Annotated in this window: 15 protein-coding genes; 5 read left to right on the top strand and 10 right to left on the bottom strand. The window is 56.3% G+C overall.

The features are described from left to right. Positions 1-4 precede the first annotated feature (4 nt). The 6 genes from LVD14_RS01520 to LVD14_RS01495 all read right to left on the bottom strand — a co-directional run bounded on the left by LVD14_RS01520 (position 5) and on the right by LVD14_RS01495 (position 6591). Positions 5-445: a DUF3429 domain-containing protein gene (locus LVD14_RS01520; RefSeq protein ID WP_237132261.1), complete on the bottom strand. Its 441-nt coding sequence runs from the start codon at positions 443-445 to the stop codon at positions 5-7. A 36-nt stretch (positions 446-481) separates the two neighbouring features. After that, positions 482-1693, bottom strand: a complete 1212-nt coding sequence (locus LVD14_RS01515; protein WP_237132260.1) for an ABC transporter permease — start codon at positions 1691-1693, stop codon at positions 482-484. A 9-nt stretch (positions 1694-1702) separates the two neighbouring features. Then, positions 1703-3010: an ABC transporter permease gene (locus LVD14_RS01510; RefSeq protein ID WP_237132259.1), complete on the bottom strand. Its 1308-nt coding sequence runs from the start codon at positions 3008-3010 to the stop codon at positions 1703-1705. A gap of 15 nt (positions 3011-3025) precedes the next feature. Beyond that, the gene (locus tag LVD14_RS01505) at positions 3026-3718 is read right to left on the bottom strand and encodes an ABC transporter ATP-binding protein (RefSeq protein WP_317622167.1); all 693 of its coding nucleotides are present in this window, start codon (positions 3716-3718) and stop codon (positions 3026-3028) included. A gap of 12 nt (positions 3719-3730) precedes the next feature. Continuing rightward, the gene (locus LVD14_RS01500) at positions 3731-5005 is read right to left on the bottom strand and encodes an efflux RND transporter periplasmic adaptor subunit (RefSeq protein ID WP_237132258.1); all 1275 of its coding nucleotides are present in this window, start codon (positions 5003-5005) and stop codon (positions 3731-3733) included. Positions 5006-5340: 335 nt separating this feature from the next. Then, complete coding sequence (locus tag LVD14_RS01495; RefSeq protein WP_237132257.1) at positions 5341-6591, bottom strand: serine hydrolase domain-containing protein; 1251 nt, start codon at positions 6589-6591, stop codon at positions 5341-5343. A 157-nt stretch (positions 6592-6748) separates the two neighbouring features. On the opposite strand from LVD14_RS01495, the gene LVD14_RS01490 reads away from it, so the two are divergent. Continuing rightward, entirely contained in the window at positions 6749-7918 is a 1170-nt protein-coding gene (locus LVD14_RS01490) for a dicarboxylate/amino acid:cation symporter (protein WP_237132256.1), read from the top strand. A 23-nt stretch (positions 7919-7941) separates the two neighbouring features. Here LVD14_RS01490 and LVD14_RS01485 read toward each other — a convergent pair whose 3' ends face one another. The 4 genes from LVD14_RS01485 to LVD14_RS01470 are packed head-to-tail and all read right to left on the bottom strand — an operon-like array spanning position 7942 to position 11918. Then, on the bottom strand, positions 7942-9219 hold the full coding sequence (locus LVD14_RS01485) for a cytochrome-c peroxidase (protein ID WP_237132255.1): 1278 nt from the start codon (positions 9217-9219) through the stop codon (positions 7942-7944). A gap of 16 nt (positions 9220-9235) precedes the next feature. Beyond that, on the bottom strand, positions 9236-9640 hold the full coding sequence (locus LVD14_RS01480) for a FixH family protein (RefSeq protein ID WP_237132254.1): 405 nt from the start codon (positions 9638-9640) through the stop codon (positions 9236-9238). Continuing rightward, positions 9640-10224 carry a hypothetical protein gene (locus LVD14_RS01475; protein ID WP_237132253.1) on the bottom strand — a complete coding sequence of 195 codons (585 nt, stop codon included), beginning with the start codon at positions 10222-10224 and terminating at the stop codon, positions 9640-9642. The genes LVD14_RS01480 and LVD14_RS01475 overlap by 1 nt, the downstream gene beginning before the upstream one ends. Before the next feature lie 44 nt (positions 10225-10268). Then, the gene (locus LVD14_RS01470; RefSeq protein WP_237132252.1) at positions 10269-11918 is read right to left on the bottom strand and encodes an N-acyl-D-amino-acid deacylase family protein; all 1650 of its coding nucleotides are present in this window, start codon (positions 11916-11918) and stop codon (positions 10269-10271) included. Positions 11919-11969: 51 nt separating this feature from the next. Here LVD14_RS01470 and LVD14_RS01465 point away from each other — a divergent pair, with 51 nt between their 5' ends. The 4 genes from LVD14_RS01465 (at position 11970) to djlA (ending at position 17210) form a co-directional block, all read left to right on the top strand. Further along, the gene (locus LVD14_RS01465) at positions 11970-12464 is read left to right on the top strand and encodes a GNAT family N-acetyltransferase (protein ID WP_237132251.1); all 495 of its coding nucleotides are present in this window, start codon (positions 11970-11972) and stop codon (positions 12462-12464) included. A 70-nt stretch (positions 12465-12534) separates the two neighbouring features. After that, positions 12535-15012, top strand: coding sequence for a DUF305 domain-containing protein (locus LVD14_RS01460; protein WP_237132250.1), 2478 nt, complete (start codon positions 12535-12537; stop codon positions 15010-15012). 69 nt (positions 15013-15081) lie between these two features. Further along, positions 15082-16449 (top strand): ribonuclease J, encoded by a 1368-nt coding sequence (locus LVD14_RS01455; protein WP_317622668.1) that lies wholly within the window; start codon positions 15082-15084, stop codon positions 16447-16449. Continuing rightward, the gene (djlA, locus tag LVD14_RS01450) at positions 16443-17210 is read left to right on the top strand and encodes a co-chaperone DjlA (protein ID WP_237132249.1); all 768 of its coding nucleotides are present in this window, start codon (positions 16443-16445) and stop codon (positions 17208-17210) included. Before LVD14_RS01455 ends, djlA begins: the two co-directional genes overlap by 7 nt. Positions 17211-17251 lie beyond the last annotated feature (41 nt).

Raw genomic sequence — 17251 nt, 5'->3', positions numbered from 1 at the left:
GCCACTATATGACGTAGATGGACAGCAGCAGGAACACGGCAACCACGGAAGTGACAATCAGGCGCGTGCGGAAATAGGTCTTACTGATGACCGCACGCAGCCTGAGTCGTGTATCGATATACAACAGCCCGATAAACACCAGCAGTGCGAGCATCAGGAAAATGTCGACGGGCAGGATCAGCCAGGCGACCCACAGCATCACGGTAAGGATGTTGCTGATAATGAACAGGTTGGTGAATTGTCCACTGGGCTGCTGGAGATACTGCCCCCAGTGGACGCCACACATAAACACTGCGATTACCAATGTATAACTGCTCAACAGTCCCGGCACGCTCCCCAGAAATGGCAGGCTGAGGATGTCCAGCGCAAGAAAAATGGCGCACAGCACAAACGGCAGGGTGCCCAGCAGCGCCAGTTTCGATGTCATTGGCAATGGCATTTTCATAGCAGACCCTCACTGTGAGTTTCTCACAGTGTGCCCTTAAACCGACCGGGTTGCCAGTGCCGGTGTTATGCCAGCGGCGCTCCGCGCCGGTCCGATAACCGCCAGTTGCCCCAGCAACAGCAGCGCCAGCATACCTATCGGTGCATAGAACCAGTCGATACGCGGCATGTTAAAGGTCTGCACAAGAAACATGTTGAACCCGACAGTCATGATGGCGCCAAGCGTCACGCCTGCCGCGCTGATGATCAGGTTCTCGGTCATGAAATAACGCAGAATACTGAAGCGCGTCGCGCCCAGTGCCCGACGTGTCCCGATCTGTTTGCGACGTCGATTGATACTGAATACTGCCAGTCCAACGATTCCCATCGCGGTAATGAACATCAATGTGCCGATAACAACTTTCAGAATCGTGGTCATCAGGGAGTCAATGCGATAGCTCTCGGTCCGGGTGTACTCCAGCGACTGGTTGTTGCGCAATATTCGCTGATGTGGCGCGGCCGCGAGACGCTCTTCGACCTCTACCATCAGTTCATCCCGGTAGCCTGGTTCGGTGCGAACCAGATAGGTGGTGCTGTTATCAAGTGTGATTTCGGGCGTCAGCATTGAATTTTCAACGTAGGTGAATGTTGGCCACGGTGCCTGTAATCGATCAACGATGCCGACCACGCGCAGTGCCGAACCATCAGGTCCGTAGATATTCTGGTTGAGCGCCTGCCGCCAGTCATCAGGATACAAGGACTCGGCCATTGCCTGAGACAGAATTGTCTCAGTAGGCTGACGCTCGTCCGTGGGTGTGCGTCGCACAATCTGTTGCGGTGTGAATGGGACACCTGCAACCAGGCTGAGATCCATGGCCTCCAGAAAGTGATCATCCACACGGTAGATGGCGGCGGGTACCAGCATATCGCGTCGGCCCGGCTCCAGGCTGTAACCGCTTGAAGAGCCGCTGCCGCTGACCGGAATCTGATTGGTGACCATAGCATCGATCACGCCGGGCAGTTGCCGGATCATATTCAGGTCTTCATCGACGACGACACTTTCATTAAAGCTGTTGCCGTAACCGATACTGCTGATATGAAAGGTGTTGGCTTCGTCCAGACCGCTGGGGCGCGCCATATTGGCAGCGCGGTCACTGATGATGTAAACCGCATTGACGATGACTGTCATCGTAAAGGCTATCTGCAGCGCAATCAGGATGACACCCAGCTTGTTGCGCAGCAGTGCGCGGGTAATAGGTCCCAGTTCCATGTTTGTCTCCTATTGCGTCTTCAGATGAATGGCGGGGTTGATATTGCATGCACGCCAGATCGGATACAGCCCGGCGATAATCGTACTGACAATGGCCAGCAGGATGGTCACGGCGATTACCGTAAAATTGATCGTGATCCATTGCGTGGGCGCTTCCGGCCCCAACAATATCTTGATGCCTTCCAGGCCGATGGCAGCCACGCCCAGGCCCAGCACGCCACCCAGGGCGCCAATAAAGCCTGCTTCAATAGTATGCTGTATGAACAGCGATCCCTTGCCGGCTCCCAGAGCCTGACGGACACCGATTTCACCAGATTTGCCGAGAAACTTGGAGAGCAACAGCCCGACTGTGTTCAGCAGACACACCGCCAGCAACATCGCTGCAAGTGCTGAAAGTATCCGTGTTTCATCTGGCTGCACTTCGTTATAGACCATCCACTCGTTGACGTCGTAAAGCCGCTTGTCTACCGGGAACTGCATACGGCCGAACTCACGCTGCTGGGCAACATAATTATTGACCAGGTTCTGGTAGCGGTCGAAAGTCTGCTGGTCCGGCAGCTCCACCCAGAACTGAACCCAGGCACACTCGGCATTCAGGAAGGCTTCGAAGCTTGAGTTCTCCGGCGCTGCCCAGCAGTTGGTGTTGCCTGAGCGACGCAATTGCTGACCGGCGATCAATGACCAGGGGATGTAGGCTTCTTCGCCAATGTCGATGGGACCGTTATTGACATCGTAGAACTTGGGTGTGGGTGTCCAGTAGTCCAGCACGCCAATAACGGTAAAGACCAGGCCGTCCATGTTGATGGTTTCACCCACCGAGTCGGCACCGCCAAAAAGTCTCTCGTTAAGTTCCTGGCTCAAGACAACTACCTGGCGCTGGCCGTCATCCGAGGCGCGATCCCAGGCATTACCATATTGAAATGGGACGTCGAACATCGCAAAAAAATCCGCCGAGCTACCACGGCCATTCACAAAAAATGGCCGCAGATCATTGCCCGGCGGTTCAAGGATGGCGACAAATTTCGACGTGGCAGTACGTCGCAAATCGTTGCTTTGCTCCAGCATCTCAACGGCATCACGGTAGGTGAGCTGAGGTGGTGGCTCAAAATCGACGACGTCAGGATCGCCGTAGTCGAACTGGATGTGGTAGAGCTGGTCACTCTTGTGCGGAATCGGGTCGCCCCCCAGCACGTAGTTCAGTGTGAACACCACCATATAGGCGCCAACGCCGACCGCGACCGCAAGCACCATCAGTGAGCTGAGGATCGGGTTGCGGCGATAGCTGAGCGCGGCGAGTCTGACATAGTACATGAACATGGCTAGTCTCCCGGTTCAGGCCGCGCGGGCTTTGCTGTTGCGATCATCGCTTTTTATCTGACCGTCCAGAATATGAACATTGCGATGGCTTCTTGCTGCCAGTGAAGGGTCATGTGTCACCATGATTATGGTGGTGCCTTGCTGATTGATCTGCTCCAGCAACTCCATGACGCCTTCGGCGGTATTGGAGTCGAGGTTGCCGGTTGGCTCGTCGGCCAACAGGAAGCGCGGCTCGCCAACCAGGGCTCGCGCGATGGCGACTCGCTGCTGCTGACCACCGGAAAGCTGGGACGGCAGGTGGCGCTGGCGATTAGCCAGGCCGACAGCTGCCAGGGCATTCTCGATGCGCTCCTTGCGGACTTTTGCACTGACACCGCGATAACGCAGCGGAACATCGACATTGTCGAACAGATTCAGATCAGGCATCAGATTAAAGCTTTGGAAGATAAATCCTATTTTCTGATTGCGCAGTCTTGCCCGTTGCGCATCACTGAGACTGGAGACATCTTCACCGTCCAGCAGGTACTGTCCCGATGTGTAGGTTTCAAGCAGGCCTGCCAGATTGAGGAAGGTTGTTTTGCCGCAGCCCGAAGGCCCGGTGATCGTGACAAACTCACCCTCTTCGACGTGCAGCGAAAAATCGCGCAGGGCATGGGTCTGGACTGTGTCAGTTCGGAACACCTTGTTTATGCCGGTCATTTTGAGCATGTCTTGTTCTCCTTAGTTATTGATCAGTACTGTATCCGCACCATTAAACAGATCGGTGCTGGATACCACGATGGTGTCACCCGCTTGCAGGCCGTCGAGTATTTCAATGCTGCTGAGGCTGGTTGCGCCCATCACGATTGGCGTGCGGTACGCCATTCCATCGCGCACTACGTAGGCAACGCGTCCGTTGCCGCTTTCCACAAACTGTCCTCTTGGTACCATCAACACGTCCTGCTTCTGCTCAAGCAGGATACGTGTGGAAAGACGCTGGTTCTGTCGCAGGCCGTCGGGAACTGGCTGTTCAAAGCGAAGTCTGGCGGTGACCTGGTTGTCGATAATCTCGGGGGATATCGCTACCAGGGTGGCGTTGTTGACCTGGTTGCCACTGCGCACGTCAGCTACCATGCCGATTGCCAGGTCGTCCACGTAGGACTCTGGTACCAGCACCTCAATTTCGAAAGCAGACAGATCTACAACACTCATGACCGGTTGATTGCGAATGACATTGGTCTTCTGATCGACCAGCAGGTTGCCGACAATGCCGTCGACCGGAGATATCAGGGTTAAGGAGTTGACCTGGCGCTCAACGTCCTCCACCAGCAGTTTTTGCTGGTCTACGTCCAGCTGGCGGGTCTGCAGTTCAAACTCAAGTCGATTATTGTCCAGTTCGGCATCCATCTCGGCGTGACGGTGGAGAACCTCTGCCGTCTCAAGGTCATCCCTGGCTCTGTCGAGTTCCACCGCTGTATAGGCGCCCTGGTCAAAGGCCTGCTGCGCGCGTGCAAGTTCGCGGCGCGATGCTTTAAGTGTGATACCTGCTGAATCCAGAGCTTTCTGGTTCTCCAGCTGTTGCTGCTGGGTGCTGATATTCTGTCGCTGATATTCAACTTCCAGAGATGCCAGGCGTGATTTTTCCTGCAGAAGGCGATTCTGTAGTTCAGGGCTATCGATGGTGGCGAGGACCTGACCACTTCTGACACTGTCTCCAGATTCCACGGCAAAGGTGATAGTGCCCATGTCACTCGCATATAAAACGGGGCTGACCGCTGCCACGACGCGGCCCTGCACGGAGATATCCCGTACAAAGTCGCCACGGGTGACAGTGGCCAGCCTCAGGCGGGACTCGGAAACAGATTCTTGTGCCTGGCTCCAGCGCTGAATTGCTGGTGCGGTCATCCAGACGGTCATCAGCAATACTGCAGCACCAAAGGAGATCCACAGCAGTCTGGTGCGTCGCGGACGTGGCTCCAGGATCGTATCCTGGGAGGTTGTATCGGAAATCTTCATCAATCTCTCGAATTTTTATTGAACATTAGCGATAGACGTAGCTATTGCCGGAAACGTTTAACGACTGGTAAAAAAGTTTCTGCTGTATCGATTGACTGATGGTGCTTCATCGTCTGGTCGGAATCAGCAGCTTGATGCCAGCCTCTGCATGATAGAGATAGCAAGATCGGGGCCAAAAAAATAAAGTTAGGGAAAACAGATTCTTAGACGATTTTTAGTAAAGCCGAGAGTGGTGGGATTGACCAAAAGTTGTAATGCAGGCCAATGCTTTAGCGAAAATGAAAGATAAAAAAAGGGGCCCTTAAGCCCCTTTTTGTTGAGTGATTCGATACGAATCAGTTGCTAATGGCCTGCTGTACCACGCGCTGTGCAGTGCTGTTGTCGAACGGTGCGCCACGGGGGCCACCACGTTTCTGCTCCATGTAAATCATGAAGTAGTCGTTGTAGGGGTCAACCGCAAACAGTGTGCCGCCTATACCGCGCCAGCCAAAGTTGCTGCCGGCATCAGGGTTGGCCGGATCATTCGGTTGCAGGTGGAAGCCCATGCTCCAACCACCGCGATTGCCGTAAAAGAAGTATTCACGGGATACATCAGGCGTGATGCGCTCTTCTTTCATCCACTCGAGCGTTTCTTCTTCCAGTATGCGTGCACCGCGATACTCACCATCGTTCAGCAGCATCTGCGCAAAACGGACATAGTCCTCAGTAGTGGAGTTCAGTCCGCCGCCGCCAGACAGATGGGCGCGAGCAACGGTATTGTCCGTCATTTCCCCATGGATGGGCTCGGCGATGCGAGCCGATTTTGCAGGGTCCACGAAGAATGTCGTTTCGTCCATGCCCAGCGGTTCAAAAATCCGCTCATTAAGGATCTGATCCAGAGGCTGACCGGCAGCCACTTCCAGTACGGCGCCCAGCGTATCTGTCGAGTGCCCGTAGTGCCATGCGGTGCCTGGCTCAAACAGCAATGGCAACTGACCGATGGTGGCACCGAACTCGCGGTTGCTCAGGCTGCCATCAGCGGGAAGTGCCTCTTCATACATTTCTCCAAGCCGGGTTCCGGCCGCGAAAATTGACTGAACCAGTCCCGATTTATGAGTCAGCAGGTGTTCAACCGTCATCACGTTTTCGGCCGGACGCAGCTCGCCGGTTTCATTGTTGATGACCTGCATTTCTGCGAATTCGGGAAAATACTTGCTGACCGGGTCATCAACGCTAAGCAGGCCGTCTTCGACCATGGACATGGCGGCGACACTGATGATGGGTTTGGTCATCGAGTAAATTCGGAAAATGGTTTGAGCATCAATGGGTGTATCGTCGCCCGGACCCTGAGTGCCGACGGTTTCCAGCATGCCTACGCCGTCGTCATTGCCAACCAGCAAGAGGGCGCCGGCGATATGGTTGCCATCAACGGCTGCCTGCATCTGCGCACGAATCTCGGCAATTTCCTGATCGCTAATGCCAAAGTTATCGGCGTCGATCATCTTGATTGAGCTGCTGTCCTGTGCCGCGGCCCACGCCGAACCAAGCAGCAGGGCGGTTGCCAGCGCCGTGTGGCGCAGCATCTGAGGCATTGATAGTGCTTTCATGAAAGTTCCCCTGTCATTATTGTGAACTGATCATAATCCACCCTTTGATCAGACTCAATTGCAGTCGCTGGCAATTGCGTTGAACGGCTTATCGGGTGCCGTAGCGCGTGGTAGTATCGACCGGTCTATTCTAGAAACCGACTCCAGGAACCATAGTATGAAGCTCATCATTAAACTGCTGGCCGGCATTGTGCTGGGTATATTGCTGGGGCTGCTGGCGCCGCAGGGTCTGACCCGCATTCTTGTCACGGTCAAGGATCTGTTTGGTGAGCTGCTGTTTTTTACCATTCCGCTATTGATACTTTTTTATATCAGCAGCGGCATTGCCGCGCTACCGCGAAATTCCGGCCGGATGCTGGGACGCTCGCTTGGCTTTGCCTATCTGTCGACGCTGATCGCAGGTACGGCCGCTTTTATTGTTGCTGCGCTGATTGTGCCTGGTCTTACCTCCGCGCCCGATGTGCTGAACGGGGACGGCGCCGTGGTTCTGGAGCCCTACGTCACGGTGACTATCCCGCCGCTGTTTAATGTAATGACGGCCTTGATGCTGGCGTTCATCATGGGGCTTGGCATCAGCGCAACGCGTGCTGAGGGCCTGCAAAAGCTGGCTGATCAGGGGCGGGACATTATTCAGTGGCTGCTCGAGAAGGCGATTATTCCACTGCTGCCAGTATACATTGCAGGTGTGTTTGCCGAGATGGCCGCCGCAGGCACGGTGTTTGTCACCCTGCGAACCTTCGGGGTGGTGTTGGCGATGGCGGTGATTCTGCACTGGGTCTGGATCGTGACACTGTTTTCAATTGCCGGGTTGCGCACGGGTCAGTCACCGGTCAGGTTGATTCGCAATATGCTGCCAGCCTATTTTACTGCGCTGGGTACCATGTCCAGTGCCGCCACCATTCCGGTGTCATTGATGTCCAGCAAGCGGAATGGTGTGCGTGAACAGGTTGCCGATTTTACCGTGCCGCTGTTTGCAACCGTGCATCTGTCAGGTTCGACAATCACAATCGTCAGTTGCGCCGTAGCCGTCATCAGCATGCAGAGTGGTCTTGATATTCCACCGCTCTCCCTGATGATTCCCTTTGTACTGACGCTGGGTGTGGTGATGCTGGCCGCACCGGGTGTGCCAGGCGGCGCAGTGATGTCGGCGGTCGGTTTGCTGGGGTCGATGCTTGGATTTGGGGAAACTGCACTTGCGCTGATGATTGCCCTTTACATGGCACAGGACAGCTTTGGCACGGCCTGCAATGTCACCTGTGATGGAGCTCTGTCATTGCTGGTGGATCACAGCGATGGTCCGGTTGAGAAGGCACAACCGAGCGTATAGATGTATTGCGTTGCAGCTGTTCGTCACCTGGAAGGTGCATTCAGCCACTGCTCGTCTGTAGCCAGATCGCCGTTCAGCGCATCAAGAAACGCTCGTAATTGACGCTTTTCAATGGCCCGCAGATTCAGAGGCTTCGCTTCATTGTGACCGATGACAGCTATGTCGGCGGCGACGTAGTGATCAATCACCTCTTCCAGTGTCGCGATCTGCCCGGCATGCATGTAAGGTGCCGAGTCTGCCAGGTTGCGCAGGCTGGCAGTTCGCTGTGCCCCAATCATGTCATCGCCGCCGCGTGCAAACTCCAGTTCGATACACTCGCTGGCATCTGCGTCACTGAACTTGCCTGTGCAGTTGAACGGGTCGCTGCGGGCCAGTCTCAGCCCTTCGGAGCGGCCCGCCGCCGGCAGGACGCCAGGTGCAGACAGCACAGCGGTGTTGTGAAAGTCATTGTTTGTGAACAGGGGGCCGTTGTGACAGTTGATGCACTGAGCCTTGCCGATGAACAGTTTCAGTCCTGCCAGCTGCGCGCGAGACATGGCTGAACTGTCAGTAACGCTGCTGCTATGCTGCAGGTCAGCAACGTAGTGATCGAACGCGGCTGGGCCAGGCAGCAATTTGCGCTGATAGGCGGCCAGCGCTTTGCCAATATTGGCAAAAATCAATGAGACCTCATGCCGGTCAGATTCGTCCATCCGCTGCCAGGCCAGTTTCGACTGCTCATCTCCCAGCGGCGAGGCCCGCGACGGAAAGCGGTCACTGTCTTCCAGAGCAGGCAGTTCGCCGAATAACTGTTCGTAGCTGTCACGATAGCTGTCAGTGGAGCTGATCAGTCGTGCCACTTCCATCCGGGTCGTACCGTGTTCGCGTGCATCTTCCAGCGGTGCCAGCGCCTGCGACCAGAGACTGTCCTTGCGTCCGTCCCAGAAATACCAGCGGCTGTAGGCAGCACCTGCCAGCGGCATGGTATTGCGCTCGGTTGCGCTGATACCAACGGCAACGCGTCTGCCGTCGGTGAACCCGGCTGTTGGCATGTGACAGGTCGCACAGGAAACTTCATTGTTGGCACTGAGACGGGTGTCGAAGAAAAGCTGGTGGCCGAATCTGGCGGCCAGCGGGTCATCAGCAACTGCATTCCCGGTATCATCCGGCAGCGGCGGCAACTGCGAGAGTGCCAGAGATTCGATCAAAGCGCGTTGCTCATCACTCCAATGTGAAGGCAATGGCACAGGCACCCACTGCCAGGCCAGATAGGTGAGCGCAGATAATAACAGGACGCCGACGAGTTTTGATTTCCGGGGCATTACGGTACCTGCCTGTTCACAAGTTCAACTCGACTTGTGCCCGATAGGTGGTCTCCTCAATTTGAATCAATAGTTCCAGTTGCCATAGGCCGGGCATGTGAAAGCGTACACCCTGCAATAAATACTGCCCGTCGCCGAGCTGCTGTGTTATACGAGGAGTGGTGGCAAGGCCATGGTCGTGTGTCGGCATGCCCCCAGTGACAGTTATATCGGCATTGTTGACAGCCTGGCCCTGTGTGTCGGTCAACGATATGACCCAGTCATGCATCTGATTGATTGTCAGCGGCTGCAGCTGGCTCTGCATCTCGATCTGCAGGCCGCTGGGTGTGGATTGTGTCTGCACAGTCGCGGCTTGTGCCGTAGATACAGCCAGCACCAGAGCAAGGCCTGTCAACCAATCCCTAATCCTGTTGGCGGTCATTAGCGAACTCCCCGTGTGTTTCGGTATCGCCAGGCGAGAAGCAATAATCCGGTTACGATCAGTACCCAAAGCCAGACTGGCAGTGCCGGGTCGCCCACACTGAATGGAAAGACGGCATGATACATGCGGTCCTGCTGCGGGTGTGGTGCAGAGACCACACCTATGAAATCGCCCGCATCCTGGAAGCTGTGCATTACCGTCAATACGCCATCTGGCTGGGGGCCAACGGACTGGTAGAAAACCGTGATGTCGTCAAGGTCGCCCAGTGCCTGAACGTCCGTTAGTTTGACAAAGCGGCCCAGCTCAGTGGTATTGCGAATAATCCTGAATTCGACGGGTACCTGGCGCAGCGAGTCATGCAGATATTCCATGACAAAAACGCTCTCACCTGTTGCCGGCAGATCTTCACAGTATTCACGATGGCCAGACCGCTCGGGCTGAAAGACGGTAAAGTGCGCGCTGTAGAAGTCCATGAATATGGTACAGCCCTCGCCAGCATCCACTACGCTGCCATGGGCGCTCACTCGTGCGGAGGGAGCGACCAGTATCATCAGTAACGCGGTTAACCAGAGCCCTTTATACATAGGTGGTGTTGTCGCATTTAATGTCTGTAGTGAGTTTTTGTTCCCTATTGAGCAGCAGATCTGTAATCAGATGACCGGACGATACGCCCGGGTCGTGCACCAGTCATTGCGCCATCATTCAATACCAGCTCGCCGGCGACCAGAACGTGGGCCGCGCCCTCCGAATATTGATGGGGATCGGCAAAGGTGGTCAGTTCCCGCACTCGGGCAATATCGAGCACGGCAATGTCGGCAACAGCACCTGGTTCCAGTATGCCACGGTCTGTCATATTCAGGCGCTGCGCAGGCATCTGCGTTACTTTGTGAATGGCAGTGTGCACGGGAATCACTTCCAGATCGCGGGCGTAATGACCAATCAGTCGCGCAAAGGTGCCGTAGTTGCGGGGATGTACCGCACGGCTGGAAGGTCCTTCCACACCGCCGTCCGATGCAATCATGGTGCGTGGATGGCGCATGATATTGTGCACATCCTCCTCAACCATGGCATGAAATACGGCGCTGCAGTTGCCTGCAGCGACCAAGTCCATCAGCAGTTCGGCCGCGTTGGCCTTGCTGACCTCCTGGCCCTGTTGAAGCAGAACCTGACTAAGATTCATGCCATTGAGGCTTTCGTCGTGCGGGCAACCTGCCAGCACAACATTAGCCGGGTCGTCTCCGCCACGATCTACCTCTATGTTGTAGATAATGTCATTGCGCAGTCGCTGCCGCTGGGACGGGTCGGCCATGCGGGCCAGCAGAGCTTCGCGCCCGCCATCCAGCGCCCAGCCGGGGAACAGGATCATCAGATTGGTGGACGACGCTGTGTAAGGGTACTGGTCTATGGAGACATCGACGCCGCGCTCAATGGCTTCGTCAACTAGTCGCAGACTGTCTGCTGAGGCACCCCACATGGGGGCTCCTACGACCTTGTGGTGGGTCAGCTGTGTGGGCAGCCCCGCTTCTTCACCGATCAGGATTGTCTCTGCTACGCTATCGAGGAGCGCCAGGCCCTCCTCGCGCATGTGGCTGATGTACATGCCGTTGTATTGCCCGGCGACACGTGCCAGCTCCACCACTTCGTCGGTGTCGGCGAAACGGCCGGGTGCGTAGATGAGGCCCGACGACAGACCAAACGCCCCCTGTTCCATGCCGAGCGCAACCTGTTCGCGCATCAGTTCGAGCTCTTCCTCGGTGGGTGGTCGGTCGTCTTCGCCAACGACCAGCGCTCGTATCGAACCATGGCCGATAAAGCTGCCGAAGTTGATGGCCGGTGGCAGCGCTGCAATGGCTTCAAAGCTGGGTTCGAGAGGTACGGGCGAGCTGCCGTCGTTGCCTTCAATCACCGTTGTGACGCCCTGGCGAATCAGGTTTTCGGCATCAGGCCAGCCAAAGATGCCCTGATCGGGCTGATCCGACAGTGCATGACTGTGAATATCGATAAAGCCAGGCATGACGGCCAGACCAGTTACGTCTATCGCCTGCGTCGCCTGGTATTCACCCAGATTGCCGACGGCTGCGATGCGGTCGCCGTTAATTGCGATATCACCAATGAAGGGAGGCTCATCGGCGCCGGAGTAGAGCGTGCCGCCTTGCAATACCAGGTCGTACCGGGCTGGACTGGACGTAGCTGAGTCAGGCGCCGGGCTGTCGCCGCAGGCAACCAGGAGAGCGGCCACAATTGAGAGGAGTACTGAGCGATGTATTTTTATTATCATGTCTGAAATCTACGTTAAAATCGGCCATCGGTCTAGAGATGGTCACGGGATATGAAACACACTACCACAACTGAGCAAACTGGCCAGTCCGTCGAGCTTGATGTCGAGGCTCTCGAGCTGGAGCATATTCTCTACGGCAGCGACGCCTACTACCAGACGCTGGAGTTACGTGACCAGAGTCTGCGAGCACCCCTGGGTCTGTCAATATGGGACGAAGACCTGAAACAGGAATCGGGGCAGCATCATTTTGCGTTTCTGGATACCAATGACCGTCCGCTTGCCTGCCTGGTCGCCGTCCCCCTCGGTGAACAACGCGTGAAACTACGTCAAATGGCGGTAGCTGAGATCTGCCGCGGCATGGGCCTGGGTCGCGCCCTGATGCAGCAGGTAGAACAGTTAATTCGTGACGCAGGTATGCTGGAAGCCAGTCTGCACGCACGAGTGAGTGCACAGGGGTTCTACGAACGCATGGGTTACAAGGCGCTTGGTGACGTGTTCACCGAGGTCACAGTCCCGCATGTGTTAATGGTCAAACAACTGAGCTGAACCGTTGTTATCAGCGCCCAACCGTTTTATTCTTGGCGGGATTCCCGAATTTTTCCCGGAGCTGAATAACATGTCACTGTCCAATTCATTGTCCGCCGAATGCTCAATTCGCTTTCGGCGCTGCGCACGAGCCACACTGCTGGTCGCAATTGCATCCTTTTCCGCTTCTGCCTTTGCGCAGCAGGTTCCAATCATCCAGCCAGGAGCGCCTGGCCAGGACAGCCGTGAGCTGACGGCCGCTGAGGCGACGAATCTGGCCACCATGGAGTACGTGGAGGCCGACGTGCGCTTCATGCAGGGCATGATTGCGCACCACCAGCAGGCCATCGAAATGTCTGCCCTGGTTCCAGATCGTGCGCAACGTGATTCAATCATGCAGCTGGCTGAACGTATCGCCCTGTCTCAGGACGATGAAATTGCCCTGATGCAGGACTGGCTGGAAGAACGCGGTGAGCCGACCGAGCTGCCTGACGGTGGCCACGGCATGCACCACGGACGCAATCACACCGGTCTGATGCCCGGCATGATAACCGAGGAAGAAATGGATCGGCTGGAGGCAGCCGAGGGCGCCGAGTTTGATTCGCTGTTCCTTGAATTCATGATCAAACACCACGAGGGTGCGGTTGCCATGGTGGAAGACCTTCTGGACCAGCGGGGCTCGGCACAAAGTTCCGTGCTCTTTGAGTTCGCCAACGAGGTCACATCGGATCAGACCGCCGAGATCGAGCGAATGGAATTAATGCTGGCCGGATTTTCCCCCGACCCACGCGTCAATCTGGCTGCTGGCTTCCAGGACGCTGGTCAGGCCTCCATGAATATGAATCTGGTTGCTGCTCTGTCCAAGCCTGAGGGTTTCTATGATCCCGAGAATCCGGCCGGCCTGCCAATGAGCCGCGTGAGAGCGCTGGCATCTGGTGGACAGCAGGTTGCTGCCGAAGATGATGACGAAGAAGCCGAACCACGTCCCAGCCTGCTGGACTTTGCCAATACTGACCTGGCGTTCTCTGGAAATCAGGTGGTTGCAGGTAACTATCACGGCTTCAATATCTACAATATCGATAATCCGGTATCCCCGGAATTGCTGGCTTCAGTAGTCTGCCCGGGCGGTCAGGGTGACGTGACACTGTTTGAAAACCTGCTGATCATGTCAGTGGAGCAGACACGTGGTCGACTGGATTGCGGATTGCAGGGCATCGCCGATACGATCAGTGATGAGCGCTTCCGTGGTCTGCGAATTTTTGATGTCAGTGACATCACAAGACCACGTCAGGTGGCGGCCGTACAGACCTGTCGCGGCTCGCATACTCATACAGTGATACCTGACCCCGAAGATGACAGCCGCATTCTGGTTTACAACTCAGGTACCAGCGTCGTCCGAGATGGCGAAGAGCTGGAAGGCTGTGCGAATGACAACCCCTTCGAGAATCCGGAGACATCACGTTTCCGCATCGATGTGATCGAAGTGCCACTGGCCAGTCCGCAGGACGCGCGTGTTGTTAACAGTCCGTTCATTTTCTCTGACCCGAATTCGGGCGTGCTCGCCGGTCTGTGGGAGGGTGGCGATCACGGCCCCGGAACACAGCGCACCGCCGAGACCAACCACTGCCACGACATCACGGCCTACCCGGAATTGGGCCTGGCAGCAGGTGCCTGTTCAGGCAATGGCATCCTTCTGGATATCTCTGATCCGGAGAATCCCCAGCGACTGGACCAGGTGGTGGACACCGGTTTCGCCTACTGGCACTCGGCCACATTCAATAATGACGGCACCAAGGTGATCTTCACTGATGAATGGGGTGGCGGTTCACGTGCCCGTTGTCGTGCGCAGGATCCGGACACATGGGGTGCCGATGCTATCTACGATATCGTTGATGGCAAGCTGCAGTTCCGCAGCTACTACAAGCTGCCAGCGCCGCAAAGCGAGCAGGAAAACTGTGTAGCGCACAATGGCTCGCTGGTGCCTGTGCCGGGCCGCGATATTCTCGCGCAGTCCTGGTATCAGGGTGGCATTTCAGTGGTGGACTTTACCGACTCCTCCAACCCAGTTGAAATCGCGTTCTTCGATCGTGGTCCAATCGATGAAGAAGAGCTGGTAATGGGTGGTTACTGGTCTGCGTACTGGCACAACGGTTATATCTACGGCACTGAAATTGCGCGAGGCCTGGATGTATTCGAGCTGGCCCCCAGTGACTACCTGTCTGAGAACGAACTGGCGGCAGCCTCGCTGCTGTCCAGCGGCGGTATCGTCAACGTACAGACGCAAAGCCGTCTGGAATGGCCTGCTGAGCCGGTTGTTGCGCGTGCCTACCTCGATCAGCTGCAGCGCAGCAATGTGATTGACGCGGGTCTGGCGGCGGCGCTGAATGACGCTCTGGCCCAGGCTGATTCGGCTCTGCAGTCCGGGAACAACAGCGCTGATGCTGCGCAGCAGTTGACCAATCTGGCTGCCCGCTTTGCAAGCGCTGCCAATGACAGCAGTGGAGCCACTCAACGCCGCTACGACGGCCTGGCTGATACGCTGGAAGGTATCGCAGCACGCCTGCAGTAAAGCACCGAACTGGCGCCGTGGCGGCTTCGTCACGGCGCCAGTTACACCCGTCATGGCAGCAGTGGTAACATGGCTTCCATGATACCCTCCTCAAACGATTTCTGGTTTTTACCGCTGGGCGGCTGTGGTGAAATCGGCATGAACCTCAATCTTTATGGCCATGCCGGTCAATGGCTGATGGTCGACTGCGGCGTGACCTTCGAGAAGCAGTCTGGTGGCCTCAACCGGGTTGAAATGCCCGACCCCCTGTTCATCAGCAATCGCACTGAGCGTCTTGCCGGTCTGATTGCCACCCACGCTCACGAAGACCATATAGGCGCCATCGCCCACCTTTGGGATCAGTTTCGCTGTCCTGTCTACACCACGCCGTTCACGCGCCAGGTATTGCTGAGAAAGCTTCGCGAGAAAGGAATAGAGGCGCCTGTGTACACGGTGCTGCCAGGCGAGGAGATATCGATAGGTCCGTTTCAGGTGCGCTGGATCTCCATAACTCATTCAACGCCTGAAACCTGCGCCTTGCTGATCAGCACCGAGGCTGGACAGGTGCTCCATACTGCCGACTGGAAACTGGATGCTGCTCCTGTTGTGGGGCCGGCTCTGGAGCGCAGCGATTTTACTAAACTGGCTCACCGGGGTGTGGATGCCATTGTGTGCGACTCAACCAACGCCCCGCAGAAGGGACATTCGCTTTCGGAAGCAGAGTTGTTCGAGGACCTGCTGGCAACTGTCAGGGATGCTCCCGGCCGGGTAGTAGTGGCGTGTTTTGCAAGTAATATTGCGCGCTTGCAGACCATGGGCAACGTAGCGCACGTTGCCGGTCGTTACCTTGGCTTGATGGGGCGCTCTCTGCACAACATGGTTTCCTGTGCCCGTTCTGCGGGTTATCTGGATACCTATTTCAATCCGGTTGATGTGCGGGACCTGGCATATCTGCCAGCCAGCGATGTCCTGGTGCTGGCCACGGGCAGTCAGGGCGAGCCGAGGGCCGCATTGCACCGGCTGGCCGCAGGCGATCATCCGGATCTTGAGCTGACATCTGGAGATACTGTCATCTTCAGTGCCAAAACGATTCCGGGCAACGAGGGTGATGTCGAGGGTCTGATTCGTGCGTTGACTGACAAACAGATTCGCGTTGTCCATGCTGATCACTCAGATCGTGCCTTGCACGCTTCGGGTCACCCCTATGCTGATGAGCTTAAACAGATGTATCAATGGGTGCTGCCACGCATCGCCATTCCCGTTCATGGTGAACGGTGGCATATGAAATGCAATGCTGATATCGCACAGGCATCAGGCGTCCCATTTTCATTACTGGGGCAGAACGGCGACCTTTTCGATGTTGTCAATGGCCGTGTGGAAAGAGGATTTGCGCCAGTAGGCCGGCTCTGGCTGGATGAACGGCGCGCACAACTAAACAAGGTGGAGAGACCATGCTGACCAGCGTGTTGATAGGTGGATTTGTGGGATTGCTGTTCGGTGGCCCGGCAGGTTTTGTGTTTGGTGCTGTCATCGCGCTGCTGGTGCGTGCCTGGCTGCAACAAAGTGCCGGGCCCAAACTGATTCAGGTACAGTCTGCGTACCTTGACTCCATGTTTGCGGTAATGGGCGCGCTGTGCAAAGCAGACGGTGTTGTTACGCAGAACGAGGTCAAAGCTGCAGAGACCATGTTTGGTCAGCTGCGCATGAATGCCGACCAGCGCCAGTCAGCGATTAAGGCGTTCAATCGCGGCAAACAGAGCGAGTTCGACCTGGATGGCGAGCTGCGCCAGTTCCGTCAGATTAGCAGGGGACACCCAGCATTGCTGCGCATGTTTCTGCAGGTGCAGATCAGTGCCGTCGCTGCAGATGGCCAGGTACATCCGGCAGAGCATCAAATGTTGCTGCGTATTGCTCGCGGGCTGGGCCTGCCCGAGTCTCAGGTTGCTCAACTGGAGTCCATGCTGCGTATGGGGCAGGCTGGCAGTGGCGGTGTATCGACGCGCCAGAAACTGGCAGATGCCTACCAGGTTCTTGGTGTGCCCGAATCGGCCAGTGACGCCGAAGTGAAACGTGCCTATCGCAAGCTCATGAACGAGAATCATCCTGACAAGCTGGCCAGCCAGGGCCTGCCCGACAATATGCGCGAAATGGCTGAGCGCAAAGCACGCGATATTACCAATGCCTATGACATTATTCGTGATGCCCGAAAAGAGCAGTAAACCAGATGTTTGATGTCACACGATGAATTGACAAGCGGTAA

It is taken from the genome of Pseudohongiella sp. O18 (assembly GCF_021729085.1).
Classification (GTDB): Bacteria; Pseudomonadota; Gammaproteobacteria; order Pseudomonadales; family Pseudohongiellaceae; genus Pseudohongiella.
This window is presented reverse-complemented; position numbering and strand designations above follow the sequence as displayed.

What these genes read in the sequence shown, in the direction of transcription:
- LVD14_RS01520 (WP_237132261.1), bottom strand. Translation starts at nt 445, where the DNA reads ATGAAAATGCCATTGCCAATGACATCGAAACTGGCGCTGCTGGGCACC.
- LVD14_RS01515 (WP_237132260.1), bottom strand. Translation starts at nt 1,693, where the DNA reads ATGGAACTGGGACCTATTACCCGCGCACTGCTGCGCAACAAGCTGGGT.
- LVD14_RS01510 (WP_237132259.1), bottom strand. Translation starts at nt 3,010, where the DNA reads ATGTTCATGTACTATGTCAGACTCGCCGCGCTCAGCTATCGCCGCAAC.
- LVD14_RS01505 (WP_317622167.1), bottom strand. Translation starts at nt 3,718, where the DNA reads ATGCTCAAAATGACCGGCATAAACAAGGTGTTCCGAACTGACACAGTC.
- LVD14_RS01500 (WP_237132258.1), bottom strand. Translation starts at nt 5,005, where the DNA reads ATGAAGATTTCCGATACAACCTCCCAGGATACGATCCTGGAGCCACGT.
- LVD14_RS01495 (WP_237132257.1), bottom strand. Translation starts at nt 6,591, where the DNA reads ATGAAAGCACTATCAATGCCTCAGATGCTGCGCCACACGGCGCTGGCA.
- LVD14_RS01490 (WP_237132256.1), top strand. Translation starts at nt 6,749, where the DNA reads ATGAAGCTCATCATTAAACTGCTGGCCGGCATTGTGCTGGGTATATTG.
- LVD14_RS01485 (WP_237132255.1), bottom strand. Translation starts at nt 9,219, where the DNA reads ATGCCCCGGAAATCAAAACTCGTCGGCGTCCTGTTATTATCTGCGCTC.
- LVD14_RS01480 (WP_237132254.1), bottom strand. Translation starts at nt 9,640, where the DNA reads ATGACCGCCAACAGGATTAGGGATTGGTTGACAGGCCTTGCTCTGGTG.
- LVD14_RS01475 (WP_237132253.1), bottom strand. Translation starts at nt 10,224, where the DNA reads ATGTATAAAGGGCTCTGGTTAACCGCGTTACTGATGATACTGGTCGCT.
- LVD14_RS01470 (WP_237132252.1), bottom strand. Translation starts at nt 11,918, where the DNA reads ATGATAATAAAAATACATCGCTCAGTACTCCTCTCAATTGTGGCCGCT.
- LVD14_RS01465 (WP_237132251.1), top strand. Translation starts at nt 11,970, where the DNA reads ATGAAACACACTACCACAACTGAGCAAACTGGCCAGTCCGTCGAGCTT.
- LVD14_RS01460 (WP_237132250.1), top strand. Translation starts at nt 12,535, where the DNA reads ATGTCACTGTCCAATTCATTGTCCGCCGAATGCTCAATTCGCTTTCGG.
- LVD14_RS01455 (WP_317622668.1), top strand. Translation starts at nt 15,082, where the DNA reads ATGGCTTCCATGATACCCTCCTCAAACGATTTCTGGTTTTTACCGCTG.
- djlA (WP_237132249.1), top strand. Translation starts at nt 16,443, where the DNA reads ATGCTGACCAGCGTGTTGATAGGTGGATTTGTGGGATTGCTGTTCGGT.